A 24,567-nucleotide genomic window follows, 5' to 3' on the forward strand; every position below is an offset into this window, starting at 1 on the left:
CCGATGCTGGACGCGCCGGCCGATTCCGTCGCCGACCCGGACTGGGCGGCGTTGGCGCGCCAGTCGCTGCAACAGACCGACGCGCGGCTGTACCGCCGCTTCGACCAGGGCGACAACATCGAACGCCTGCTCGCCCTGCGCGCACGCGCGGCCGATCACCTGATCCGGCTGGCCTGGCATCGCTGCCTGCCCGCCGGTTCGGGAATGGCGCTGTTCGCGGTGGGCGGCTACGGGCGCGGCGAGTTGTTCCCGCGCTCGGATATCGACGTGCTGGTGCTCGGTGCGCCCGAGCAGCAGCGTCGGCACGAGTCAGGGCTGGCACGCTTCTTCGCCCTGCTCTGGGATTGCGGCCTGCCGGTCAGCCACGCGGTGCGATCGGCGGCCGAATGCACCCAGGCCAGCGCCGATCAGACGGTGCTGACCGCGCTGATCGAGTCGCGCCCGGTCGTTGCCGATGACACGGCCCGCCAGGCATTGAAGGCAGCCGTGAACGTGGATGGCCTGTGGCCGCCACGCGAGTTCTTCCTCGCCAAGCGCGAAGAGCTGCTGGCCCGCCATCAGCGCTTTGGCGACACGGCGGACAATCTCGAGCCGGACATCAAGGACGGCCCCGGCGGGCTGCGCGATCTCAATACGCTGGGCTGGATGGCACTGCGTGCGTTCGGCGTGCGCGATCTGGAAGCGCTGGTCGGCCTCGGCCATCTCGGCCCGGATGAAGCGGCCGCGCTCAAGCGAGAACGCTGCGCGCTGGCACGGCTGCGTTTCGGCCTGCACCTGGTCGCCAACCGGCCCGAAGAGCGCCTGCGCTTCGATTACCAGAAAACACTCGCTGCGCGCCTGGGTTTCGAAGACGACATCGAAAGCCTGGCCGTGGAAAAAATGATGCAGGGGTTCTACCGCAGCGCCACCGTGGTGCGCCGGATCAGTGACCGCCTGCTGCAGCGCTTCGAGGAACAGTTCGATGGCGAAGCGGTGCCCGAGCCGGTGAGTGTCGGTTTCTCGCTGCGCCGCGGTTACCTGGCCGCCAATGACCCCGTGTGGCCGCAGGGCGACATCGAGCAGGTATTCGCGCTGTTCTCCAGCTGGGCCTACAACCCGGATGTGCGCGGCCTGCATTCGCTGACCGCCCGCGCGCTGGCCGAGGCGTTGCCGGAGCTGGCAGCGTATACCGAGGCCAGTGCCGCGGCACGCGAACAGTTCCTGGCGCTGCTGCGCAGCCCGCGCGCGGTCGATACCCTGGCGCGGATGGCACGCCTGGGCGTGCTCGGCCAGTGGATCCCCGCGTTCGCGCAGGTCTCCGGGCGCATGCAGTTCGATCTGTTCCATGTCTACACCGTGGACCAGCACACGCTGATGGTGCTGCGGAACATCGGCCTGTTCGCCAGCAGCCGCGCGGATGAGCGCTTCTCGATCGCGCATGAAGTGTGGCCGCGCCTGCGCAAGCCGGAGCTGCTGCTGCTGGCAGGCCTGTTCCATGACATCGCCAAGGGCCGCGGCGGCGATCACTCCGAACTCGGTGCGGTGGACGCCCGCGAATTCTGCCAGGCGCTGGCGTTGAGCAGCTCCGATACGGAGCTGGTGGCCTGGCTGGTCGAGCAGCATCTGCGCATGTCGGTTACCGCGCAGAAGCAGGACATTTCCGATCCGGACGTGATCCATCGCTTCGCCACCCTGGTGGGCAGCCGCGACCGGCTCGATTACCTGTATCTGCTGACCTGTGCGGATATCGCCGGGACCAGCCCCAAGCTGTGGAATGCGTGGAAGGACCGTTTGCTGGCCGACCTGTATTTCGCCGCGCGCCGCGCGCTGCGCGACGGGCTGGAGAACCAGATGCCGGCCGCCGAGCGGGTCGCCGAAGCGCGCGAATCGGTGCGCCAGCTGGTGCGCGAGCGCGGCTATGACGATGCCACCATCGAGCGCCAGTTCACCGTGATGCCCGATGAGAGCTTCATCCGGCTGCGGCCCGAACAGCTCGCCTGGCAGGCGGCCGCGCTGGTGCCGATCAAGCAGGGCCAGACCCTGGTCAAGGTGCGCCGGATCACCCCGGACGACCACGCGCTGGAGGTGTTCGTGCACTCGCCGGATCGCGACGGCCTGTTCGCGGCGATCGTGATGACGCTGGACCGCAAGGGCTACGGGATCCATCGCGCGCGCGTGCTGGACGGCCCGGTCGACACCATTTTCGATACCTTCGAAGTGACCCCGGCCGACAGCTTTGCTGATGGCGATGCGCTGCGCCTGGAGGCTGGCCTGCGTGAGGCGCTGGCCGGCGATCTGACCCGGCTGCGCCCGTCGCGCCGTGTCATTCCGCGCCAGCTGCGGCACTTCCGTTTCGCCCCACGCATCGAGTTCCGCGATGTCACCGATGGCCAGACCACCAGTACCCGTTTCAGCCTCGTCGCACCCGACCGCCCCGGCCTGCTGGCCGACGTGGCGTTCGTGCTGCGCAACCAGCGGCTGCGCGTGCATGATGCGCGCATCGCCACGTTCGGCGAGCGCGCCGAAGATATGTTCGTGATCAGCGATGAGCATGATCACGCCCTGACCGAATCCGCCAGGCAGCAGCTGCAAGACGCGATGCTCGCCTGCCTGGACCCTGATCGAAACGCCGGAGACCCCCACTGATGGCCACCAAGCCTGCCAAGAAGACTGCCGCGAAGACCGCGGCGGCCAAGACCCCTGCTGCCACGCCTGCGGTGAAGAAGACTGCTGCCGCAGCGAAAAAGGCGGCACCCGCAGTGAAGAAGCCTGCCGTGAAAAAGGCGCCGGCCCGCAAGGTTGCCGCCACGCCGGCCGAGAGCGCCGCCAAGCGCAGTGCCAGCCGTGATGCCACCATCGCGCGCAAGTCGCTGCGCAAGCCGGCCACGCCGGGCGTGGAAGAGCTCAAGTTCGGCATCGAGAGCGCGTTCGAGCGCCGTGCCACGCTGACCCTGCACGAGATCGAAGGCTCGACCAAGCCGCTGGTCGGCCGCGTCATCGATGGCCTGGAAACCGGTGAATTCCGCGTTGCCGAGCCCGACGGCCACGGTGGCTGGAAGGTCAACGAATGGCTGAAGAAGGCCGTGCTGCTGTACTTCCGCGTCAACGACATGGCCGTCGTCGATGCGCGCCCGGCGCCGTTCTGGGACAAGGTCGAATCGCGTTTTGCCGGCTTCGATGAAGCCAAGTTCCGCCGCGCCGGCGTGCGCGTGGTGCCCGGTGCGATCGCACGCCGCGGCAGCTACTTCGGCAAGGACGTGGTGCTGATGCCGAGCTTCACCAACATCGGCGCCTACGTGGGCGAGGGCACCATGGTCGATACCTGGGCCACGGTGGGTTCGTGCGCGCAGATCGGCAAGCACTGCCACCTGTCCGGCGGCGCCGGTATCGGTGGCGTGCTGGAGCCGCTGCAGGCCAGCCCGACCATCATCGAAGACCATTGCTTTATCGGTGCGCGTTCGGAAGTGGTGGAAGGCTTCGTGGTCGGCCATCACAGTGTGATCGGCATGGGCGTGTTCCTTGGCCAGAGCACGCGCGTCTACAACCGCGCCACCGGCGAGATCAGTTACGGTTCGGTACCGCCGTACAGCGTGGTGGTGTCCGGGCAGCTGCCGTCCAAGGACGGCTCGCACTCGCTGTACTGCGCCGTGATCGTCAAGCAGGTCGATGCCAAGACCCGCAGCAAGACCAGCGTCAACGAGCTGCTGCGCGGCCTGGCCGACTGAGCACGCCGCAGCCCGCGCTGGCGCAGGCGGCGCGCTACCGGCACCCGTTCGCGGGGTGGCCGGGACGCGCGCTGCAGCGTCTGCTCGGCTGCGCGCACCTGACCGCCGCCCGGCGCGCGCTGACCCGCGTGCTGCCGGTGCCGGCGTTGATCAGTGATGTGCGTGAGGTGGTGTACCTGAGCTGGTGGGTAGACGTGCGTCATGCACCGCCGCCACCGCCAGGCCATCGCCTGTTCGTGCATGACGGGCGCACGCCCTACACGATCCTGACCTACCGTCACGGCCATTTCGGGCCGGCGCTGGCCGGGCCGCGTGGCCTGTTTCCGTCGCCGCTGCAGAGCAACTGGCGCTGGTATGTGGTGGCGGACGATGCAGCTGCCGGGGCCGCCACGCCGCGGGTCCTGTTCGACCGCAATGTGATCGACAGCGGGGTGTACGCAGTCGGTGCACGGCTGTGGAGCGACGCCATGCAGCCGCATCTGGCCGCGCGTTTCGAGCATGCCGTGGATGCCAACGGCGGGCACACCGTGATCGAGCCGGGGCAGGGCAGTGCGCCCGCACTGCAGGCGCAGGTGCGTCCGGCAACGGCCTTGGCGGCGGCGTGGGCGGCCGGGGCGTTCACCGATGCAGCGCAGGCCATGGCGTTCCTGGCCTGCCAGGAGGCCGCGTTCGCGGTCGCCCCGGATGGTCGGCTGGTCCTGACCCATATCGATCTGCCGATCACCCTGGCCGAGGTGCAGCCGCTGCGGCTGGAGGGGGCGGTGTGCTGCCCGCACCTGGCCGCGATGGGCGTCGATCTGGCCGATGCGTTCTGTTTCCGGGTGCCGCAGGTGCCCTTCCGGGTCGTGTCCGAACGCCTGTTGTGACATCCTCACGGCGTCCTTCCTGATCGATGCTGCACGCCGCGCCATGACCACCACTCTGTACGGATTGAAGAACTGCGACACCTGCAGGAAAGCCACCAAGTGGCTGGACCGTTTCCAGGTGCCGTACACCTTCGTCGACTACCGCGACCACACGCCAACGCCGGAAACCCTGATCGACTGGGCGGCCCAGGCCGGCGGCTTCCCCGCGTTGATCAACCGGTCCTCCACCACGTGGCGGCAACTGCCGGAGAACCGCAAAGCGGCTGACTCCGAGGCCGAGTGGAAGCTGCTGCTGCGCGAGTACCCGCAGCTGATCAAGCGCCCGGTGGTGGTGAGCGCCGATGGCGTGATGACCCAGGGCTTCTCGGACAACGGCTTCAAGCAGCGGTTCGGAGTGGGCGCGTGAACGACGTCGTTGCCCTGACCTGCGACCTGATCGCGCGCGCCTCGGTCACGCCCGAGGATGCCGGTTGCCAGGCGCTGCTGGCCGGCCGACTTGAGCGCGCCGGCTTCCACTGCGAACACCTGCGCCTGGGCGAGGTCGACAACCTGTGGGCCACGCACGGGCAGGGCGCACCGGTGCTGGTGCTGCTCGGGCATACCGATGTGGTGCCGACCGGCCCGGTCGCGGCCTGGGCCAGTGATCCGTTCGATCCGCAGATCCGTGATGGCGTGCTCTACGGACGTGGCGCGGCCGACATGAAAGGCAGTGTGGCCGCGTTCGTGGTCGCCGCCGAGCAGTTCGTGGCTGCCCATCCGGACCATCCCGGCACCTTGGCCGTGCTGCTGACCAGCGACGAGGAGGGCGACGCCATCGATGGTGTGCGTCGTGTGGCCGATATCTTCCGCGAACGCGGCCAGGCCATCGACTGGTGCATCACCGGTGAACCGTCTTCCACCGCGGTGCTCGGCGATCTGCTGCGTGTGGGCCGCCGCGGCAGTCTCTCGGCTACGCTGACGGTGAAGGGCGTGCAGGGCCATGTCGCGTATCCGGACAAGGCGCGCAATCCGATCCATCTGGCCGCCGCGGCACTGGCCGAACTGACCGCACGGCACTGGGATGATGGCTTCGAGAGCTTCCCGCCGACCAGCTTGCAGGTCTCCAACATCCATGCCGGCACCGGGGCGAACAATGTGATTCCGGGTGAGCTGCAGGTGCTGTTCAACCTGCGCTACAACCCGCACTGGAATGCGCCGGCGCTGGAGCAGGAGATCGCCGCGCTGCTGCAGCGTCATGCGCTCGAGTACACGCTCAAGTGGCATCGCAGTGGCGAGCCGTTCTATACCCCGGAAGGCACGCTGCGCCGGGTTGCCCGCGAAGTGCTCGGTGCGTTCGCCGGTGCGCCGCCGGAGGAGAGCACCGGCGGTGGCACCTCCGATGCGCGCTTCATCGCGCCGCTGGGCGCGCAGTGCATCGAAGTGGGGCCGGTCAACGCGAGCATCCATCAGGTTGACGAAAATGTCCGCGTGGCGGATCTGGAAGCGCTGCCGGCGTTGTACCAGCGCCTGATCGAGCGTTTGCTCGCCTGACGCCATCGGGTTGAATCTACCGCCGCTCGATTACGGTAGTGCCGGCCGCTGGCCGGTTCGCCCTTACGCCACGATCAGCCCGAACGACGCCAAGGCGGCCGCTGCCTGGCGCTGTGAAATCACTGCCTTCTTGAACAGCTTGGCGTCCATCACGTTGAGCCCGCTGATGTCGGTGCCGCGCAGGTCAGCGCCTTCAAACCGCGTCAGCCGTGTCTGTGCGTTGCGCAGGCTGCCGCCGTTGAAGACCGCATCGCGGAAGTCGCAGCCGGACAGCTCGGCCTCGGAGAAATCCATACCCTCCAGCTGCGCCTTGCGGAACGACATCCCGCGCAGGTCCGCGCTGACCAGCAGGCAATCGCGGAATTCCAGCGCCCAGCCGGTCACTTCCTGCAGGTGCGCGCCAGTCAGCTTGCAATCCTGGAACTGCACCGAGGAGAGCGTTGCGCGGCGCCAGTGACTGTTGTTGAGATCGCAGTGCGAGAAGCGCGCATCGCTGAGCAGGGCCGAACTGAAATCGCACTGGCTGCCGCGGCACTTCGTCCACTGGCTTTCTTCCAGCGAGGCCGCCAACCAGCTCGCGCCGGTGACCGAGCACTGGTTGAACTGGAACCCATCCATGTCCAGCCGCGAGAAGTCGCCGTGATCGAACGTGCAGTTCTCGAACACGGCTCCCCGCGAATGCGCGGCGATGATGGCCTGCATGCGGTCGCGGGTGAGGGTTTCATCGCGGAACGTGGCGGTGTTCATGCGGTCATTCTGGGTGATGTTCCGGACCATGGGCAGACTTGAAGCGTGTTGCGGAATGTGTACAAAACGGCGCGCCGATGCCCGGCACTACTCGAACGTCCAGAACGGCGGCTCGATGGTCTTGCGCCAGTAGGTTTCCCCGGCCAGGTAGAACTTCTGCGCATAGGCCTTGGCGAACCAATCGGCGGCCGCCTCCAGATCACGCGTCACGCCAGCGCGGCCGCGGCCCAGCAGCAGGCCGCTGAAATACTGGCCATACACATTGCCCTGGTCCGCCGCCAGCCGATACCAGCGCAGCGCCTCGACGCCATCGCGCGGCAGACCCATGCCCAGTTCGTACATTGCCCCCAGATCCGCCTGGGCATCGGCATCGCCGCGCTGCGCACGCCGCTGGATGTCGACGACCAGCGGATGCAGGGTGCCATCCGCTTGCGCCGCGATCGCCTGCGGCAGCCGCGAGGATTCGGACGGCATGTGGTGGTAGATCGTCGCGCGCAGGTCCCAGCGCAGCGCGCTGGCCGTGTCACCGCGTTCGCGATGGAACTTGGCCAGCATCAGCATCGCCATCGGGTTGCCGTGCTCGGCGGCAGCGCGGTACCAGCGCTCTGCTTTGCGCGGTGACGCGCGCAGCGCAGGGCCCTGGAGGATGTTCGGGCCGGTGCCATGCAGCAGCTCACCGTGGGTCCAGATCCGGCCCAGCGCCTCTTCGGCCTGGGGGTTGTGGAACGTCCACGGAGTGACGGCGGCGGCACGCTCGTACCAGGTCACCGCGCGCGGGTCGTTGAAGGTTTCGTAGGTTCTCGCGGCGTCCCAGGCACTGTCGAAGCTGCGATCGACCGCCTTGGTCTCGAGCGACTGCACGATGCTCGCCGGGGTCCGCGAGGGGGCGCTGCTGCAGGCGATGAGGAAGAGGAGCAGGGCGATGCCGCCCAGGCGTGAAGCGATGCGTCCGATGCGAGGGGTCATGCCAGCCAGGGGGTACACAAGGGCGGTGATTATCGCCCGGCCCAGCAGCCCCGGGTTGTCCGCGGCGGTCGGTTTGGTTGCCATCGCAACAGTTGCACCGCCGCCCAAACCCGGTTACGGTCGGTCCATGTCCTCGTTCCCGGCCACCGCTGTCAGCAATACCAACCGCACTAATCTGCGCGCGAATAATCGTGCGCGGCCGATGCGGGACTGCGACCAGGGCTAGTACAAGCAACACGCCCGGACCCCAGAAAACCCGCATCGACCGATGCGGGTTTTTTTGTGGCCCGGGTTTACCCCTTCCGGGCCTGGGTGGCCGGTCGAATGCCTGCAATACGTGTATTCCCCCATCATCAGGAGCTGTTCCCATGTGTTCGATCTTCGGTATTTTCGGCCTCCAGGCGGGCGACGACCTCGCCGCATTGCGCCGCCATGCGCTGGAACTGTCGCAGCGCCAGCGCCATCGCGGCCCGGACTGGAGCGGGGTGTACGTCGATGACGGCGCGATCCTGGTCCACGAGCGCCTTGCCATCGTCGATCCCGCCGGTGGTTCACAGCCACTGCTCTCCGAAGACGGCGGGCTGGCGCTGGCGGTGAACGGTGAGATCTACAACCACCGCGAGCTGAAGGCCGAGCTGGCCCAGCCGTACGCCTTCCAGACCGGCTCGGACTGCGAGGTGATCAATGCGCTGTACCGCGAAGACAGCCCGGCCTCGTTCCTGAACCGCCTCAACGGCATTTTCGCCTTTGCGTTGTGGGACCGCGCCGAGCAGCGCGTACTGATCGCCCGTGATCCGATCGGCGTGGTGCCGCTGTACTGGGGCCACGACAAGGATGGCCGCCTGGTGGTGGCCTCCGAACTGAAGTCGCTGGTGGACATCTGCGCCGACGCCGCGCAGTTCCCGCCGGGGCACTGGTATGACAGCGCCACCGACACGCTCACCCGTTACTACGAGCGCCCGTGGCGCGACTACGATGCGGTCGAAGGCGTGGAGGCGGATCGCGTCGAACTGCGTGAGGCGTTCGAGCGCGCGGTGCACCGCCAGTTGATGACCGATGTGCCCTACGGCGTGCTGCTCTCCGGGGGGCTGGATTCGTCGCTGGTCGCGGCCGTCGCCGCGCGCTATGCCCGCCACCGTGTCGAAGATGGCGATCAGAGTGAAGCCTGGTGGCCGCGCCTGCACTCCTTCGCGATCGGCCTGAAGGGCTCGCCCGATCTGGCGGCCGCCGCCATCGCGGCCGAAGCCCTGGGCACCGTACACCACGGTTTCGAGTACACCTTCGAAGAGGGGCTGGATGCGCTGCCGGAAGTGATCCGCCACGTGGAAACCTACGACGTCACCACCATCCGCGCCTCCACGCCGATGTTCCTGCTGGCGCGCCGGATCAAGGCGATGGGCGTGAAAATGGTGCTGTCCGGTGAGGGCAGCGATGAGATCTTCGGTGGCTACCTGTACTTCCACAAGGCGCCGAACGCGCGCGAGTTCCATGAGGAGCTGGTGCGCAAGCTCGACGCGCTCAACAACTACGATTGCCTGCGCGCCAACAAATCGATGATGGCCTGGGGCGTGGAGCCGCGCGTGCCGTTCCTGGATCGCGAGTTCCTCGATGTGGCCATGCGCATCGATGCCAAGCACAAGATGGTCGGGCAGGGCCCCGCCGGTGCACGCCGGATCGAGAAGGCGGTGCTGCGCGAGGCCTTCGAAGGCTACCTGCCGGACTCGATCCTGTGGCGCCAGAAGGAGCAGTTCAGTGACGGTGTCGGCTATGGCTGGATCGACGGGCTCAAGGCCCATGCCGAAGCCCAGGTCAGTGACCGGGTGATGGCCGCGGCGGACAAGCGCTTCGTGCACAACCCGCCGCAGACCAAGGAAGCCTACTTCTACCGCCACGTGTTCGAGCAGTACTTCCCCACCCAGGCCGCGGCGGAGACCGTACCGGGTGGCAAATCCATCGCATGCTCCTCGCCAGCGGCGATCGCGTGGGACGCCAGCTTTGCCGCGATGGCCGATCCCTCCGGGCGCGCCATCGCCGGCGTACACGAACAGGCACTGGCCTGATCGGATGTGCCACACCGCCGCGTCGTCCGCGGTGGTGTGGCGACGCGTGCAGCCCGTAGAATCGCCCCTTCAATCGATGGGGATCGGTCATGGACTCTGACACCACCGGCATGCGCCGCAGCGGGCTGGCCTGGCGCTACCTGGGCTGGGTGGCGCTGCCGCTGTTGATCGGCCTGGGCCTGGCGCGGTTTGCCGGCCCGGCCGTGACCGCGCAGGTGGCACGTGCAGAGTCCTCGCTGGGGGCCGACTGGGCTGGGCATCTGCATGCGCCGCTCGGTCTGTTCCTGCTGCAGTTGCTGGTGTTGCTGATGGTCGCCAAGGGCGCGGGCTGGGTGTTCCGCCGCCCGGGCCAGCCGGGGGTGATCGGTGAGATGGCGGCCGGCCTGATGATGGGGCCGCTGGTGCTGGGCGCCGTGTTGCCGCAGGTACATGGCGTGCTGTTCCCGCCGGCATCGCTCGGTCCGCTCGGTCTGCTCAGCCAGCTCGGCGTGCTGATGTTCCTGCTGGTGGCCGGGGCGGAGCTGGATCTGGGCGGACTGCGGGGGCGACGTCGTTTTGCCTTCGTGGTCAGCCATGCCGGCATCGCGGTGCCCTTCGTGCTGGGCGTGCTGCTCGCGATCTGGCTGTACGGTGCACACGCGCCGTCGGGCGTGGGCTTCACCGGCTTCGCGTTGTTCGTGGGTATTTCATTGAGCATCACCGCTTTCCCGGTGCTGCTGCGCATTCTGGCCGACCGGGGCATGACCGGCACGCCGCTGGGCCAGACCGCCATCGCCTGCGCCGCGCTCGGTGATGCCACTGCATGGTGCCTGCTGGCCCTGATCGTGGCGGCTGCGCAATCGCAGGGCTGGGTGCCCGCGACGATCAATCTGGTCTGCGTGGTCGCCTTCGTCGCGCTGATGCTGGGCGTGGTGCGCCCGTGGTTCTCGCGCCTGGTGATCGCACCGGGCCAGGAAGGACGCTGGCTGCTGATCATGCTGTTGATGGCGCTGGCCTGCGCGCTGGTTACCGAGATGCTGGGCATCCACGCGCTGTTCGGCGCCTTCGCGGCGGGGGTGGCGGTCTCCGGCAACGCCACCCTGCGGCATACCGTGGCCGAGCGCGTCGAGCCGTTCGCGGTCACCTTGCTGCTGCCGCTGTTCTTCGCCATGACCGGCCTGCGCATGCGCGCCGATGCCCTGCAGGCCAGCGACCTGATGCTGTGCCTGATCGTGATCGTGGTGGCCACGCTGGGCAAGCTGATCGGCACCTGGAGCGCAGCGCGCAGTGCCGGCATGGGCAGCCATGAGGCGTGGAAGCTCGGTGCCCTGATGAACACCCGCGGCCTGATGGAGCTGATCGTGCTCAACCTGGGCTACGAGCTGGGCTTCCTCGGCGACCGCCTGTTTGCCGTGCTGGTGATCATGGCCCTGGTGACCACGGCCATGACCGGGCCGCTGCTCAACGCGATGGAGCGGTGGAAGAGGCGGTAGCCGTAGGCTCGGCCACCGCCCGTGATCATTCCACGGGGACCAGCGTCAGCGTGTACGCGGTCTTGCCCGGCAGGAACGGGGTGGGTGTTCCCTTCACCCAGGCGTCGTGTCCGGCGCCCCAGAAGGGTGACAACGGGTGACCGCTCTGCCCACCGGGCATGTGGATCCATCCCTCGGCTTCGTGGCCGGGCGAGACCACCATCCGCTGCGACGCCCCGAACGCAGGCCCCTGCACGCGGGGCATGTCGCGGTCGCCGGGCAACGGATCGCCAGGCATGCACAGCCATCGTCGGGCGACGTTGGGCAGGGCGCGACTGACCGGGTGACAGATCGCGGCGGTGTTGCGCTCGCCCCACGTACGCGCCTCCAGCGGTCCCTGACTGCTCAGGTCTGCCTCCAGCGCCTTGGCGGTATCGGTCAACAGCGCCGTCCAGCTGGCATACGGGGGTGGCAGCAGATGCGCCGGCCGTTCGCTCACCAATGGCCACAACACGCCCTCGAACTGCCCCAGTCGCGGCTCCAGATAGGCCTCGCCGAGCTGTGCTTTCGCTGGCGCGAGCAGGCCTTCGCCAACGCGGTCGATCAACATGCCGCGGAAACCGCGGGTGATCCGGTAGCTGACCGAATCGACGGCCGCATGGCCTTCCCATTGCCGGGTTGCGACCTCAAGCCGCTGCAGGGCAGGGTCGTCGCTGGCGGTGACCACCTCGCGCAGCAGGTGCCACCAGCGCGTGAGCAACAGGGCGCGATCGTCGAGCTGGATCGCCAGCAGGTCGGCTTCGGTGAAGCGCTCCTTCGCCATCAGGCCATCGCGGATCTGCCGGCCGCGCGCACCCAGGTCGTAGCCCCCGTTCCCGGCGATGGCCAGCGCGTCCCCTTCGAGCACGCGGCCGTTGGCGGTCCACAGCCGATGCGTGGGTGGATCGATCAATGCGGGCGCGCCATCGCTGCGGATCGCCCACGGCGTGCAGCTCGCGGGCGCCGTGATCGTGTTGCCGTTTGGCGGGCAGCCCGCAGCGCGGCCCGGACGTGTGCCGATCAACCGCCAGGCGATGCGTCCGTTACGGTCGGCGATGATCAGATTCTGCGCGGGAATACCGCTGCGGTCGGCTACCTGGAACGCCTGGTCAAGATCCCTTGCGCGCGCCATCTCGGCAAAGTCCAGACGGACCGCACCGGGAAGCTGCGCCGTCCAGCGCAGTGCCTCGCCACTGCCGTCCGGCCGTTCGTGGAGTACCGGACCCCAGGCGGTCTCGCGCACGCGCAGCGTCACCGGCGCTTGACCGGCGACGCGGATACGCTCTTCATGCGTGGTGATGCCTTGGGCATCGGCGGGCACGCTGCGGAAATCGGCGGTGTCGATGTAACTGTTGGTGAAGCCCCAGGCAACGTGTCCGTTGCTGCCGACGACGATGGCCGGCAGGCCGGGCAGCGAGAAGCCGCTGACATCGACGCGCCCGTCGGGCGCCTGCGGATCGGGATAGCGCAGCCGTACCCGGAACCAGAGATTCGGCGCGCGCAGTCCCAGGTGCATGTCGTCGGCGACGATGGCGCGGCCGTCCGTGGTCAGTGCACCGGACACGGCGAAGTTGTTGCTGCCCAGCACGTCCGGGTCCAGATGACCGGCGGCGGCACCGGTTGCCTGCGCCGCATCGAGCCGTCGGAGATCCAGCGCCGTGGCGTCCGGTAGCGGGGCGTTGCCGCGCGCCCCGCCAAACAGGGGGGCATCCCACTCGCTGCCCTCGTGGCTGAGCAGTGCATACAGCGCCGGTGGCACCACCGCGCGGATCCGCGCCATCGCCAGTTCGTTCTGATTGGTGGGGTCCTGCAGGTCGGCATACATCGCCAGCCCGGTCAGCACGCTGTCTTCGGTCCGCCACGGTGCGGGCGTCTGGCGCAGCAGCAGATAGGGCCAAGGCCGTACCCGAAGATCCGCGACGCCTTGGTTGATGCCGTCCACATAGGCCTGCAGGGCAGCGGCACTGCTGCCCGTGGCAACCTCCAGGTGGGCCTCGGTGCGCGCCCGCAGCCGGTGCACGCGCATGCGCTTGTCCATCTCGATCGCCGCCGGGCCGAACAGCTCGGCGAGCTCGCCAGCGGCAGTACGACGCATCAGGTCCATCTCGAAGTAGCGCTCCTGCGCATGCACCAGACCCAGCGCCCGCATTGCATCGGCCTGGGTCCGGGCCTCGATGGTGACCACGCCCAAGGCATCCCGGGTGATGCTCACCGGCGCCGCCAGGCCGGTCATGGCCTGTTCGCCTTCCAGGCGGGGCAGGCTGCCACGCAGCAGCCACCACACCATCAAAACCGCCGCCAGCGTCAGTATCAACGCTCCCCAGACCAACCGCTTCAGCCAATGCCGCATCCTGCGCATCCCCCAGTAGGTGTGGTTGGATTGTAGGGGAGGCGTGAACGCCCTGTGCACGCCGACCGAAGCGCAACTGCAACTGATTCCGATTAGATCACCGGAATTCCAGATAGGGCACCATGCGCGCATTGATTCATCAGGAGCACCCCCCATGAAAGGCAACCCGGACGTCATCGCCTGCTTGAAGGAACTGCTGCGCGGCGAGTTGGCTGCGCGCGACCAGTACTTCATCCATTCGCGCCGCTACGAAGACCAGGGCCTGTTCGCGCTCTATGAGCGCCTCAACCACGAGATGGAAGAAGAGACCCAGCACGCCGACGCGCTGCTGCGCCGCATCCTTTTCCTCGGCGGCGACCCGGACATGCGCCCGCATGTGTTCGAGCCCGGCGTGACCGTGGAAGAGATGCTGCAGAAGGACCTGGAGACCGAGTACAGCGTCCGCGACAACCTGGCCGCCGGCATGAAGCTGTGCGAACAGCACCAGGACTATGTCAGCCGCGACATGCTGCTGGTGCAGTTGAAGGACACCGAAGAAGACCACGCCTGGTGGCTGGAGCAGCAGCTGGGCCTGATCAAGCGCATCGGCCTGGCGCTGTACCAGACCAGCAAGATGGATGCGAAAGGCACCGCTGCGCACTGAGTGCGGCATCGGGTTCCGCACGCCAGCCAGCCTTCGCCAGCCAGCTGCTGAACCCCCGTCCGCCCGCCAGCCTCTGCCAGCCAGCTGACGTTGATTCGAACAGAGAGGCCGGGGAAACCCGGCCTTTTCTGTGGGCAAAAAGGCTCTCCCTCCGTCCGCGTGGCAAGCCTGAAGCGCTCTGAACCTTTCAGTCGCGGCCGCAGGTGGGTCGAGCGCTGGGCCGCGATGCCCTTGCCGGCGAATGTCCCCCGGCGTCGGCCTGCGGCCGCCACCTCCTCCTTTATTTCGCCCACAAGGGCATCGCGACCCACGTATAGAGACCACTGGCGCTTCACAGCAATGCCCGGTGTTACGCCTGCGCGCCGCGAGCCGAGCCCCGTAGCGGCCGGCAGGCTCCTGGGCAAAATCAAGGAGGAGGACGTCGCCGTCAGGCGGCGGCCGGGGGACATTTGCCGAGGGGCCTGCCGGTCGCTACGGGGCCCCTCACGCTCTCGGTAGACCCGAGCGGAGACACCGCCAGATCCAACATGCACCGCAGGCGCTCCCTTCGTTGGGAGAAGAACAAAAAAACGGCCGGGTTTCCCCGGCCGTTCCGATTCACGTCAACACCGCGACGCTTACTCCACCGCCAGCCCTTCCACCTTCTGCCAGCCACGCGGCAGCAGATGGCCACGGGTCGCGCGGGTGCCCAGGTAGGTGTCCAGATCCTTGAACGACAGGTTCATCGTGCGCTGGCCGCTGCGGACCAGCAGCGTGTTGCCCGGCGCTACCGATACCACCGCGACCACGCGCTCGGTGGCGAGCTTGGCCTTGGGGATGTCGATGATCTTGTTGCCCTTGCCCTTGTCCAGTTCCGGCAGGTCGCTGGCCGCGATCGCCAGCAGGTTGCCCGAGCTGGTCACGGCCACGATGCGGTCCGTCTCCGGATTGGCGACCACGGCCGGGGTCAGCACCTTGGAGCCGGAGGTCAGGTTGAGCATCGCCTTGCCGGCCTTGTTGCGGCCGGTGAGGTTCTCGAAGCGGGTCACGAAGCCGTAGCCGTGCGTGGAGGCCAGCACAAAGCGCGTGTTGTTCTCGCCGCTGGCCAGCGTCATGAAGGCGCTGCCCGGCGCTGGTGAGAAGCGACCGGTCAGCGGTTCGCCATTGCCACGGGCCGAGGGCAGGGTATGGATCAGGGTCGAATACGCCCGGCCCTCGCTGTCCAGGAACGCCACCTGCTGCGTACTGCGTGCGCGCACCGAACCGAGCAGCGCATCGCCATCACGGTAGGACAGGGTGGACGGGTCCATGTCGTGGCCCTTGGCCGCACGGATCCAGCCCTTCTCCGAGAGCACCACCGTCATCGGCTCGCTCGGCACCAGCTCGGTTTCATCGATGGCCTGCGCCGCGCCACGCTGCACCAGCGGCGAGCGACGGTCATCCCCGAACTTCTTGGCATCGGCCACCAGCTCATCGCGGATCAGCTTCTTCAGCTTGGCCTTGCTCTCCAGGATGCCGACGATCTTGTCGCGTTCCTTGGCCAGCTCGTCCTGCTCGCCGCGGATCTTCATCTCTTCCAGGCGGGCCAGCTGCTTCAGCTTGGTTTCCAGGATGTACTCGGCCTGTTCCTCGCTCAGCGCGAAGCGCGCGATCAGCGCCGGCTTGGCTTCGTCCTCGGTGCGGATGATGTGGATCACTTCATCCAGGTTGAGGAAGGCGATCAGCAAGCCATCCAACATGTGCAGGCGGCGCTCGACCTTCTGCAGGCGATGGTTGAGGCGGCGGGTCACGGTGGTGCTGCGGAACTGCAGCCACTCGCTGAGCAGGGTCTTGAGGTTCTTCACCTGCGGGCGGCCGTCCAGGCCGATCACATTGAGGTTGACCCGGTAGCTGCGCTCCAGATCGGTGGTGGCGAACAGGTGGCCCATCAGCTGCTCGGCGTCCACGCGGTTGGAGCGCGGTACCAGCACCACGCGCACCGGGTTGGCGTGGTCGGACTCATCGCGGATGTCCTCCAGCCACGGCAGCTTCTTGGCGCGCATCTGCGCGGCGATCTGCTCGATCACCTTCGACGGCGACACCTGGAACGGCAGCGCGTTGACCACGATGTTGCCGTTCTCCTTCAGGAAGGTGGAACGCGCCCGCACGCTGCCGTAGCCGGTTTCGTACATGGTGCGCAGATCGGCGATCGGGGTGATGATCTCGGCGAAGCTCGGGTAGTCCGGGCCTTTCACGTGCTCGCACAGGTCGGTGACCGTCGCATCGGGGTCGTCGAGCAGGTGCAGCAGTGCGCTGACGATCTCGTTGAGGTTGTGCGGCGGCACATCGGTGGCCATGCCCACGGCGATGCCGGTGGTGCCGTTGAGCAACAGGTGCGGCAGGCGCGCCGGCATCCAGGTCGGCTCTTCCAGCGTGCCGTCGAAGTTCGGGGTCCAGTCGGTGGTGCCCTGGTTGATCTCGCCCAGCAGCACTTCGGCGATCGGGGTCAGCTTGGACTCGGTGTAACGCATGGCCGCGAACGACTTGGGATCATCGGTCGAGCCGAAGTTGCCCTGGCCTTCGATCAGCGGGTAGCGGTACGAGAACGGCTGGGCCATCAGCACCAGCGCTTCGTAGCAGGCGCTGTCGCCATGCGGGTGGTACTTGCCGATCACGTCACCGACGGTACGCGCGGACTTCTTCGGCTTGGAGGACGCGTTCAGACCCAGCTCGCTCATCGCGTAGATGATGCGGCGCTGCACCGGCTTCAGGCCGTCGCCGAGGAACGGCAGTGCGCGGTCGAGCACCACGTACATGGAATAGTCCAGGTACGCCCGTTCGGCGTACTCGCGCAGGGGCAGCTGTTCAAAGCCGTGGAACGCGGGGCGGGCAAGATCGGTCATGCGGGATTGTTACCTGTGGCAAGGGACGGCGACGGCTGTCGCCCTCGCAGGCGGATGATTATCCGGATGCGGCCGGGGATGCCAAGCCGCGTGATGGGTTCAGGGGGTGTCCGCTGCGCGCCAGATAGCGCCCGGGCGGGCTGCCGAAGTGGCGGCGGAAGACAGTAACGAAGGCGCTGGGGCTGCTGAACCCCAGTTCGTGCGCGATATCGGACACGCTCTGGCCATCGGAGAGCCGGCGCAGCCCCTCGGCCAGCCGGGCCTGCTGGCGCCATTGCGCGAAGCTGAGCGTGGTTTCATCGCGGAAGTGCCGGGTCAGTGTACGCGGCGACAGCCCGGCCCACTGGGCCCATTGCTCCAGGCTGCGGCCGTCGGCCGGGTCGGCGATCAGCTGCGAGGCGATCCTCAGCAGGCGCCGGTCCTGCGGCATCGGCAGGTGCATGCGCTGGCGCGGCGCATTGCGGATCTCGTCCAGCAGGACCTCGATCATGTGCTGCTGGCGCAGGCTCGGCTCGGCCGCGGGCACCCACGCGGTGACGCGCAGCGAGAGCGCCTGCAGGAGATCGGAAATGGCCAGCACGCAAGGTTCGTCGGGCAGATCACAGGCCATCGGCGCGCTCACGATCACGCCCCAGCCACGCAGCGGCCCGCAGATATCCACCGTATGCGGCTCGCCCGGTGGCATCCAGCCGGCACAGCCCGGTGGCAGCGACCAGGTGCCGTGGCGGGTGCGGGTGGTGAGCAGCCCGGCCTCCACGCAGATCAGCTGGGCGCGCCGGTGCTGGTGCCAGTCGATCTCGCGTTCCAGCCCCTTGGGGCTCTCGATGCGGAAGCCGAGCACGCCCAGTCCGTCATCCCGCTCGAACCAGTCCAGGACCTGGTTGCGGATCATCTGGGTGGCCTCGGTCTCCAGCGCTGGCCTGAAAGTGTTATCCATTGTCCAAATTGTAATACCCGGCCAGTGGCGGGCGCCATTAAGGTAGCGACCTCCCCATTGTTCTGATTGCTGCAACACAGCATTTGGTTCCAAATTAAATATTTCTATTGAGAAATATATTTTTTGGAAGAGAATGCTCACCCATGATCTGCCCTGATGCCCATCCCCCCAGCTTCGGACTCCTGCTGCGCCAAGTGCGCGATGGCCTGGTCCGTCAGCTAGACACGTCGATGGCCGAGGAAAACCTCGGTATTGGCTTCACCCACTATCTCGGCCTGAAGGTGCTCGCGGCACGTGCCCCGTGCACCGCCAACGAGTTGGCCCAGGCCCTGGACCAGGTGCCCAGCGCGGTCACCCGCCTGCTGGACAAGCTGGAAGCCCTGGACTGCGTGCGGCGCGAGCCACATGCCCAGGACCGGCGGGCGCTGCAGATCGTGCTGACCGAGCCGGGCCGCCAGTTGTGGGCCCGCCTCAAACAGCGGGGCGACCAGACCATCGACGACGCCATGCGTGATCTGTCTGCGGACGAACGCGCGCAGCTGCTTTCCCTCATGACCCGTGTACGCGACTCACTGGTAACGCCATGACTTCCATGTTTGAACGTTCTTATTCACTGCGCCCACTGCGGCCGGTGCTGGTCTCCGCGCTGGCGCTTGCGCTGGCCGCGTGTGCCAGCAGCCGCGGCCTGGAGCCGCAGGGCCGCCTGCTCGATGCCGACAGCCTGCAGACCCAGCGCACCCTGGCCGGCACCGGCCTGAGCCAGCCCGGCTGGCCAGCCACGGACTGGTGGCGCGCGCTGGGCGATCCGCAGCTGGACGCGCTGATCGCCGAAGGCCTGCAGCGCAATCCGGGGCTGGACGCGGCCGATGCACGCCTGCGCCAGGCGCGTGCCCAGATCGGCACCGCCCGCGCCGACCGCCTGCCCAGCGTGTCCGCCTCCGGTGGCTACACCGGCGTACGCCTGCCCGAATCGATGGTCGGCGACGAACTCGGCGGCAGCTATGCCGGCAGCGGCCAGGCCTATCTGAGCTTCAGCTACGGCATCGACCTGTGGGGTGGCAAGCGCGCCGCGTGGGAAGCGGCCGTGGACAGCGGTCATGCCGCCGAAGTGGACGCCCAGGCCGCACGCCTGAATCTCTCCGCCGCCATCGCCGAGGCGTATGCGCAGCTCGGTTACGCGTGGACGCTGCATGACGTGGCCAGCGAAGAACTGGCCCGATCGCAGAAGACGCTGGAGCTGACCCGTCAGCGACGTGCCGCTGGCATCGACAGTGACCTGCAGACCCGCCAGGCCGAAGCCCGTATTCCGGCCGCGCAGCAGCAACAGCAGGCCGCGCAGCAGCAGATCGACGAAGCCCGCACCGCGCTCGCCGCGCTGGTCGGGCAGGGCCCCGACCGGGGCCTGCAGATCGTGCGCCCGCAGGTGTTGAACCCGCTGGCCCTGCAGCTGCCCGGCGTGCTGCCGAGCGAACTGCTCGGCCGTCGCCCGGACATCGTCGCCGCGCGCTGGCGCGTGGAAGCAGCCAACCGCGAGATCCACGCGGCCAAGGCCGCGTTCTATCCCAGTCTCAACCTGACCGCCCTGGGCGGCGTGGTCTTCAGTGAAGTAGACCAGCTGCTCAAGAGTGGCTCGACGTTCGCTTTCCTCGGCCCGGCACTGAGCCTGCCGATCTTCGACGGTGGCCGCCTGCGCGCCAATCTGGGCAAGACCGACGCGCAGTACGACCTGGCCGTGGCCGACTACAACCAGTCCGTGCTCAACGCGCTGCGCGATGTCGCCGACCAGGTCAACGCGGTGCGCTCGCTGGCCGACCAGGCCAATGCCCAGGCCCAGGCCGTCAGCACGGCGCGTGCCGCCCATGATCTGGCCGAACAGCGCTACCGCGCCGGCATCGGCAGCTACCTGGATGTGCTCAGCGTCGAAGAGCAGTTGCTGGTCTCCCAGCAGCGGCTGGCCGAACTGCAGTCGCGTCAGATCCTTGTTTCGGTCCGCCTGAGCCAGGCGTTGGGCGGTGGTTTCACCCCGACCAGCGATGCCGCCACGGTCGCCGCCACCCCCGAATCCTCGCATTCCTGAGAGTCATCCCCATGAGTCAGACCTCCGCCCCCGCTGCCGAGAAGGCAGCTCCCTCCCGTCGCGGCAAGCTGCTGCGCGGCCTGCTGGTCATCGTAGTGCTGCTGCTGGCCGCGCTGGCCCTGTGGTACTTCATGTTCGGCCGCTGGTTCGAAGAAACCGACGATGCGTACGTGCAGGGCAACCAGGTCCAGATCACCCCGCTGATCAGCGGCACCGTGGTCGGGATCAACGCCGATGACGGCATGCGCGTCGAGCGCGGCCAGTTGCTGGTCCAGCTGGACCCGGCCGACACCGAAGTGGCCCTGCAGCAGGCCGAAGCCAACCTCGCCAAGACGGTCCGCCAGGTGCGCGGTCTGTACCGCAGCGTGGAAGGTGCCCAGGCCGAATTGAACGCGCGCCAGGTCACCCTCAAGCGCGTGCGCGAGGACTTCAACCGTCGTAAGGATCTGGCCAGCAGCGGCGCGATCTCCAATGAAGAACTGGCGCACGCCCGCACCGAACTGGCGGCTGCCGAAGCCGCCGTGGCCGGTTCGCGCGAGACCTTCGAGCAGAGCAACGCGCTGGTCGATGACACCGTGATCGCCACCCAGCCGGACGTGCAGGCCGCTGCCGCGCAGCTGCGCCAGGCCTACCTCAACAATGCCCGCGCCGGCATCGTCGCGCCGGTCACCGGTTACGTGGCGCGTCGTTCGGTGCAGGTCGGCCAGCGCGTGCAGCCGGGCAATGCCCTGATGGCCGTGGTGCCGACCGAGCAGATGTGGGTGGAAGCCAACTTCAAGGAAACCCAGCTGCGCCACATGCGCCTGGGCCAGGAAGTGGAGCTGCGTTCGGACCTGTACGGCGGTGATGTGACCTACAAGGGCCGCATCGACAGCCTCGGCCTGGGCACCGGTTCGGCGTTCTCGCTGCTGCCGGCGCAGAACGCCAGCGGCAACTGGATCAAGATCGTGCAGCGCGTGCCGGTGCGTATCGCCATCGATGCCAAGCAGCTGGCCGAGCATCCGCTGCGCATTGGTCTGTCGATCAAGGCCGAAGTCAGCCTGCGTGACCAGAAGGGCACCGTGCTGCCGACCGAGATCGCCAAGGGCCAGGTGTTCGACACCGACGTCTACGCCAAGCAGCTGCACAGCGCCGACGATGTGATCCACCAGATCATCCAGCGCAACCTGCCGCAGCAGGGCAAGGCGAGCTGAGGCGACCATGTCCGCACAAGCTCCCGCCGCACCGGGCGCCCCCGCGGCCCCGGGCACGGCCTTCCGGCCGGCCAACGTCGCCCTGTGCACCGCAGGCCTGGCGATGGCCTCGTTCATGCAGGTCCTGGACACCACCATCGCCAACGTCTCCTTGCCGACCATCGCCGGTAATCTCGGTGCCAGTTCGCAGCAGGCCACCTGGGTCATCACCTCGTTCGCGGTCAGCACCGCGATCGCGCTGCCGCTGACCGGCTACCTCAGCCGGCGCTTCGGCGAGACCAAGCTGTTCGTGTGGGCCACGTTGGCCTTTACATTGGCCTCGCTGCTGTGCGGCCTGGCCCAGAGCATGGGCATGCTGGTCGTCTCACGTGCGATCCAGGGTTTCGTCGCCGGCCCGATGTACCCGATCACGCAGAGCCTGCTGGTCTCGCTCTATCCGCGTGAGAAACGCGGCCAAGCGCTGGCGTTGCTGGCCATGATCACCGTGGTCGCGCCGATCGCCGGCCCGATCCTCGGTGGCTGGATCACCGACAACTACAGTTGGGAATGGATCTTCCTGATCAACGTGCCACTGGGCATCTTCGCCGCGCTGGTGGTGGGCAACCAGCTCAAGGGGCGCCCGGAACAGATCGAAAAGCCGAAGATGGATTACGTCGGCCTGATCACCCTGGTGATCGGCGTGGGCGCGCTGCAGCTGGTGCTCGATCTGGGCAACGACGAAGACTGGTTCAGTTCGACCAAGATCGTCGTGCTGGCCTGTGTGTCGGTGGTGGCGCTGGCGGTGTTCCTGATCTGGGAACTGACCGACAAGGACCCCATCGTCGACCTGCGCCTGTTCCGGCACCGCAACTTCCGCGCCGGGACGCTGGCGATGGTGGTGGCCTACGCGGCGTTCTTCAGCGTGGCGCTGCTGATTCCGCAATGGCTGCAGCGTGACATGGGCTACACCGCGATCTGGGCCGGTCTGGCGACCGCACCGATCGGCGTGTTGCCGGTGATCATGACGCCGTTCGTGGGCAAGTACGCCTCGCGGTTCGACATGCGCATGCTGGCCACGATCGCCTTCATCTTCCTGTCCTTCACCAGCTTCCTGCGCTCGGGCTTCAACCTGCAGGTGGACTTCGGCCATGTGGCCGGCATCCAGCTGATCATGGGTATCGGCGTGGCGTTGTTCTTCATGCCGGTGCTGCAGATCCTGCTGTCGGATCTGGACGGTCGCGAGATCGCAGCCGGTTCCGGTCTTGCCACCTTCCTGCGGACGCTGGGCGGCAGCTTCGCCGCTTCGCTGACGACGTGGTTGTGGGCACGCCGCACCCAGGAGCACCACGCGCATCTGACCGAGCACATCTCCGGCTACACCCCGGGCATGCAGGACCAGGTCACCGCGATGGGGCAGGGCGACCTGCAGCATGGTGCGGCGGCGCTCAACAACATGATCAACCACCAGGCCTCGCAGATGGGCTTCAACGACATCTTCTTCCTGCTGGGCTGGATCTTCTTGGCCATCATCGCCTTCCTGTGGCTGGCCAAGCCGCCGTTCGGTGCAGGGGCGGGCGCTGCGTCGGCCGGTGGGCATTGACGTGCTTGCGGTGAGCTGAAACGAAAAACCCCGCCCAGTGCGGGGTTTTTTGTCAGACTTGTGCATGCTCCGCTGCCCAACTGACGACAGATGCCCCTCTAGTGAGGCGCAAGATTAGTCCTAGCGATCTCACTCCCCCAAGCAGTATGCAGATCGCGACGATGCCTAAGATGATGCTGTAAGGCGGGCCGCGATCAAGGAGCTCGAGCTGAGTGGCTTCCTGAGAAATCGCAGCAAGCGCTGCCAGGACGCCGGTGAGAATGGCCACGATATTGAAGCGGGTGGCCGCGTACTTGGCTTCAAGCTCTAGATGACGGGCCTTGTTCTGCAGCGCTGTTCGCCCAAGGTGGGACAAGCCCTTCGCAACTTGCTCATCTGCTTCATGCCTTTTGTCCATATGCGCATATAGGAACGATCGCGTGGGCATGGTGATGAAGATGGCGAGAGCAGCAAGCCATAAGGCGGCCATGAGGTACATCAGCGAGAGTATGCCCAAGCCCATGGGAAACCATAAGGATGTGTCCTCGTTTCCACTTACGAGTTTGATGATTGTCACGACGATAAGAATTGCGAACCAGCCTACGATGCTCGCAATCGAGATCCTCTCAAACGAGTCATACCAGGACTTAGGGTGAGGCACGGGCCGCAGGTGCTTAAGAACATCCGATGTAGAAAGCAGGTGCGTCTTTTCAGTGCTAACCATCTCAAGTTTCCATCCAGATCTGCAGTCCAATGACGGCATGGAAGGTTGCAACTTGAGGAGAGTGGTTCCTTAGCAACCTACGGCGGTCATTTGACTGGCCCGGAAACGAAAAAACCCGCTTGCGCGGGTTTGATCATTTTCTGAGTCATGGTGCCCAGGAGAGGACTCGAACCTCCACGAAGTTGCCCCCGCTAGCACCTGAAGCTAGTGCGTCTACCAATTCCGCCACCTGGGCGACTCAGGAGGAGAATTCTGCGGGAGAACCGCGAATGTGTCAACAGGATGTCGCAGGAAATTTCGTTCGTCGCTCGATGCAGCGTCATCGCCAGAAACGAAAAAACCCGCTTGCGCGGGTTTGATCATTTTCTGAGTCATGGTGCCCAGGAGAGGACTCGAACCTCCACGAAGTTGCCCCCGCTAGCACCTGAAGCTAGTGCGTCTACCAATTCCGCCACCTGGGCGACTCAGGAGGAGAATTCTGCGGGAGAACGGTGATGGTGTCAACAGGATCGCGTGGGAAATTTTTCGTCAGTCGTCAGTCGTCAGTCGTCAGTCGTCAGTCGCCGCGTCATCGTCGTGTTGATGCCGCGCACCTCGTGCGTTACCCACTACGCAGGGCAGAGCCGCGCATTGACGAACCGCAGAAACGAAAAAACCCGCTTGCGCGGGTTTGATCATTTTCTGAGTCATGGTGCCCAGGAGAGGACTCGAACCTCCACGAAGTTGCCCCCGCTAGCACCTGAAGCTAGTGCGTCTACCAATTCCGCCACCTGGGCGACTCAGGGGGCGAATTTTGGCCATGTCCCCGCAGGTTGTCAACGGTTTTGTGAAATTTCTTCACAATCCTGCACAGGAGCGCCG

18 protein-coding genes and 3 tRNA genes are annotated in these 24,567 nt (G+C 66.7%); 12 read left to right on the top strand and 9 right to left on the bottom strand.

Annotated elements, in window-relative coordinates:
• The first annotated feature begins 3 nt into the window (after positions 1 to 3).
• From BCL79_RS12090 to dapE, 5 genes are read left to right on the top strand one after another with little or no spacing between them, the layout of a single operon-like run.
• Complete coding sequence (locus BCL79_RS12090; RefSeq protein WP_428999460.1) at positions 4 to 2,625, top strand: [protein-PII] uridylyltransferase; 2,622 nt, start codon at positions 4 to 6, stop codon at positions 2,623 to 2,625.
• A complete protein-coding gene (dapD, locus tag BCL79_RS12095) occupies positions 2,625 to 3,704 on the top strand; it encodes a 2,3,4,5-tetrahydropyridine-2,6-dicarboxylate N-succinyltransferase (protein WP_121041509.1) in 1,080 nt (359 codons plus the stop codon). Before BCL79_RS12090 ends, dapD begins: the two co-directional genes overlap by 1 nt.
• Positions 3,701 to 4,570, top strand: coding sequence for a hypothetical protein (locus BCL79_RS12100; protein WP_121042187.1), 870 nt, complete (start codon positions 3,701 to 3,703; stop codon positions 4,568 to 4,570). The genes dapD and BCL79_RS12100 overlap by 4 nt, the downstream gene beginning before the upstream one ends.
• Positions 4,571 to 4,613: 43 nt before the next feature.
• Positions 4,614 to 4,976, top strand: coding sequence for an arsenate reductase (locus BCL79_RS12105; protein ID WP_121041511.1), 363 nt, complete (start codon positions 4,614 to 4,616; stop codon positions 4,974 to 4,976).
• The gene (gene dapE / locus BCL79_RS12110; RefSeq protein WP_121041513.1) at positions 4,973 to 6,100 is read left to right on the top strand and encodes a succinyl-diaminopimelate desuccinylase; all 1,128 of its coding nucleotides are present in this window, start codon (positions 4,973 to 4,975) and stop codon (positions 6,098 to 6,100) included. Before BCL79_RS12105 ends, dapE begins: the two co-directional genes overlap by 4 nt.
• 63 nt (positions 6,101 to 6,163) lie before the next feature.
• On the opposite strand, the gene BCL79_RS12115 is transcribed toward dapE, so the two are convergent.
• Together BCL79_RS12115 and BCL79_RS12120 are read right to left on the bottom strand one after the other, a co-directional pair.
• A complete protein-coding gene (locus BCL79_RS12115) occupies positions 6,164 to 6,847 on the bottom strand; it encodes a pentapeptide repeat-containing protein (RefSeq protein WP_121042189.1) in 684 nt (227 codons plus the stop codon).
• A gap of 87 nt (positions 6,848 to 6,934) precedes the next feature.
• Complete coding sequence (locus tag BCL79_RS12120; RefSeq protein WP_121042191.1) at positions 6,935 to 7,813, bottom strand: tetratricopeptide repeat protein; 879 nt, start codon at positions 7,811 to 7,813, stop codon at positions 6,935 to 6,937.
• 368 nt (positions 7,814 to 8,181) lie between these two features.
• Between BCL79_RS12120 and asnB the strand changes: the two genes are divergently transcribed.
• Together asnB and BCL79_RS12130 are read left to right on the top strand one after the other, a co-directional pair.
• A complete protein-coding gene (gene asnB / locus BCL79_RS12125) occupies positions 8,182 to 9,873 on the top strand; it encodes an asparagine synthase B (protein ID WP_121041515.1) in 1,692 nt (563 codons plus the stop codon).
• A gap of 89 nt (positions 9,874 to 9,962) precedes the next feature.
• Positions 9,963 to 11,345: a cation:proton antiporter gene (locus tag BCL79_RS12130; RefSeq protein WP_121041518.1), complete on the top strand. Its 1,383-nt coding sequence runs from the start codon at positions 9,963 to 9,965 to the stop codon at positions 11,343 to 11,345.
• Positions 11,346 to 11,370: 25 nt separating this feature from the next.
• On the opposite strand, the gene BCL79_RS12135 is transcribed toward BCL79_RS12130, so the two are convergent.
• Complete coding sequence (locus BCL79_RS12135) at positions 11,371 to 13,722, bottom strand: penicillin acylase family protein (protein WP_428999456.1); 2,352 nt, start codon at positions 13,720 to 13,722, stop codon at positions 11,371 to 11,373.
• Between the two features lie 145 nt (positions 13,723 to 13,867).
• Between BCL79_RS12135 and bfr the strand changes: the two genes are divergently transcribed.
• On the top strand, positions 13,868 to 14,356 hold the full coding sequence (bfr, locus tag BCL79_RS12140; RefSeq protein ID WP_121041522.1) for a bacterioferritin: 489 nt from the start codon (positions 13,868 to 13,870) through the stop codon (positions 14,354 to 14,356).
• Between the two features lie 617 nt (positions 14,357 to 14,973).
• Here the strand turns inward: bfr and parC are convergent.
• Together parC and BCL79_RS12150 are read right to left on the bottom strand one after the other, a co-directional pair.
• Positions 14,974 to 17,217 carry a DNA topoisomerase IV subunit A gene (gene parC / locus BCL79_RS12145; protein ID WP_121041523.1) on the bottom strand — a complete coding sequence of 748 codons (2,244 nt, stop codon included), beginning with the start codon at positions 17,215 to 17,217 and terminating at the stop codon, positions 14,974 to 14,976.
• A gap of 58 nt (positions 17,218 to 17,275) precedes the next feature.
• Positions 17,276 to 18,154 (bottom strand): AraC family transcriptional regulator, encoded by an 879-nt coding sequence (locus tag BCL79_RS12150; protein WP_121041525.1) that lies wholly within the window; start codon positions 18,152 to 18,154, stop codon positions 17,276 to 17,278.
• A gap of 143 nt (positions 18,155 to 18,297) precedes the next feature.
• Here BCL79_RS12150 and BCL79_RS12155 point away from each other — a divergent pair, with 143 nt between their 5' ends.
• Genes BCL79_RS12155 through BCL79_RS12170 form a run of 4 tightly spaced genes read left to right on the top strand, consistent with a single transcriptional unit; the run spans position 18,298 to position 23,003 of the window.
• On the top strand, positions 18,298 to 18,741 hold the full coding sequence (locus BCL79_RS12155) for a MarR family winged helix-turn-helix transcriptional regulator (protein ID WP_121041527.1): 444 nt from the start codon (positions 18,298 to 18,300) through the stop codon (positions 18,739 to 18,741).
• 5 nt (positions 18,742 to 18,746) lie between these two features.
• Positions 18,747 to 20,231, top strand: coding sequence for an efflux transporter outer membrane subunit (locus BCL79_RS12160; RefSeq protein ID WP_121041529.1), 1,485 nt, complete (start codon positions 18,747 to 18,749; stop codon positions 20,229 to 20,231).
• Positions 20,232 to 20,242: 11 nt separating this feature from the next.
• Entirely contained in the window at positions 20,243 to 21,424 is a 1,182-nt protein-coding gene (gene emrA, locus BCL79_RS12165) for a multidrug efflux MFS transporter periplasmic adaptor subunit EmrA (RefSeq protein ID WP_121041531.1), read from the top strand.
• A 7-nt stretch (positions 21,425 to 21,431) separates the two neighbouring features.
• Complete coding sequence (locus BCL79_RS12170; RefSeq protein WP_121041533.1) at positions 21,432 to 23,003, top strand: DHA2 family efflux MFS transporter permease subunit; 1,572 nt, start codon at positions 21,432 to 21,434, stop codon at positions 23,001 to 23,003.
• 52 nt (positions 23,004 to 23,055) lie between these two features.
• Here BCL79_RS12170 and BCL79_RS12175 read toward each other — a convergent pair whose 3' ends face one another.
• From BCL79_RS12175 to BCL79_RS12190, 4 genes are all read right to left on the bottom strand, one after another.
• The gene (locus BCL79_RS12175; RefSeq protein ID WP_121041535.1) at positions 23,056 to 23,706 is read right to left on the bottom strand and encodes a hypothetical protein; all 651 of its coding nucleotides are present in this window, start codon (positions 23,704 to 23,706) and stop codon (positions 23,056 to 23,058) included.
• Positions 23,707 to 23,854: 148 nt separating this feature from the next.
• Positions 23,855 to 23,941, bottom strand: a tRNA-Leu gene (locus BCL79_RS12180).
• A 139-nt stretch (positions 23,942 to 24,080) separates the two neighbouring features.
• Positions 24,081 to 24,167: transfer RNA gene (locus tag BCL79_RS12185), tRNA-Leu, on the bottom strand.
• A 228-nt stretch (positions 24,168 to 24,395) separates the two neighbouring features.
• A tRNA-Leu gene (locus tag BCL79_RS12190) sits at positions 24,396 to 24,482 on the bottom strand.
• Between the last annotated feature and the right edge of the window lie 85 nt (positions 24,483 to 24,567).

Origin of the sequence: Stenotrophomonas rhizophila, assembly GCF_003651185.1 — a bacterium.
Taxonomy (GTDB): Bacteria; Pseudomonadota; Gammaproteobacteria; order Xanthomonadales; family Xanthomonadaceae; genus Stenotrophomonas; species Stenotrophomonas maltophilia_Z.

Bases quoted from the DNA above. Each gene is read 5' to 3' on its own strand.
- BCL79_RS12105 (WP_121041511.1), top strand. From the start codon at position 4,614: ATGACCACCACTCTGTACGGATTGAAGAACTGCGACACCTGCAGGAAA.
- BCL79_RS12120 (WP_121042191.1), bottom strand. From the start codon at position 7,813: ATGACCCCTCGCATCGGACGCATCGCTTCACGCCTGGGCGGCATCGCC.
- parC (WP_121041523.1), bottom strand. From the start codon at position 17,217: ATGACCGATCTTGCCCGCCCCGCGTTCCACGGCTTTGAACAGCTGCCC.
- BCL79_RS12170 (WP_121041533.1), top strand. From the start codon at position 21,432: ATGTCCGCACAAGCTCCCGCCGCACCGGGCGCCCCCGCGGCCCCGGGC.
- BCL79_RS12090 (WP_428999460.1), top strand. From the start codon at position 4: ATGCTGGACGCGCCGGCCGATTCCGTCGCCGACCCGGACTGGGCGGCG.
- BCL79_RS12175 (WP_121041535.1), bottom strand. From the start codon at position 23,706: ATGGTTAGCACTGAAAAGACGCACCTGCTTTCTACATCGGATGTTCTT.
- BCL79_RS12155 (WP_121041527.1), top strand. From the start codon at position 18,298: ATGATCTGCCCTGATGCCCATCCCCCCAGCTTCGGACTCCTGCTGCGC.
- BCL79_RS12135 (WP_428999456.1), bottom strand. From the start codon at position 13,722: ATGCGCAGGATGCGGCATTGGCTGAAGCGGTTGGTCTGGGGAGCGTTG.
- BCL79_RS12115 (WP_121042189.1), bottom strand. From the start codon at position 6,847: ATGAACACCGCCACGTTCCGCGATGAAACCCTCACCCGCGACCGCATG.
- emrA (WP_121041531.1), top strand. From the start codon at position 20,243: ATGAGTCAGACCTCCGCCCCCGCTGCCGAGAAGGCAGCTCCCTCCCGT.
- dapD (WP_121041509.1), top strand. From the start codon at position 2,625: ATGGCCACCAAGCCTGCCAAGAAGACTGCCGCGAAGACCGCGGCGGCC.
- BCL79_RS12130 (WP_121041518.1), top strand. From the start codon at position 9,963: ATGGACTCTGACACCACCGGCATGCGCCGCAGCGGGCTGGCCTGGCGC.
- BCL79_RS12160 (WP_121041529.1), top strand. From the start codon at position 18,747: ATGTTTGAACGTTCTTATTCACTGCGCCCACTGCGGCCGGTGCTGGTC.
- asnB (WP_121041515.1), top strand. From the start codon at position 8,182: ATGTGTTCGATCTTCGGTATTTTCGGCCTCCAGGCGGGCGACGACCTC.
- bfr (WP_121041522.1), top strand. From the start codon at position 13,868: ATGAAAGGCAACCCGGACGTCATCGCCTGCTTGAAGGAACTGCTGCGC.
- BCL79_RS12150 (WP_121041525.1), bottom strand. From the start codon at position 18,154: ATGGATAACACTTTCAGGCCAGCGCTGGAGACCGAGGCCACCCAGATG.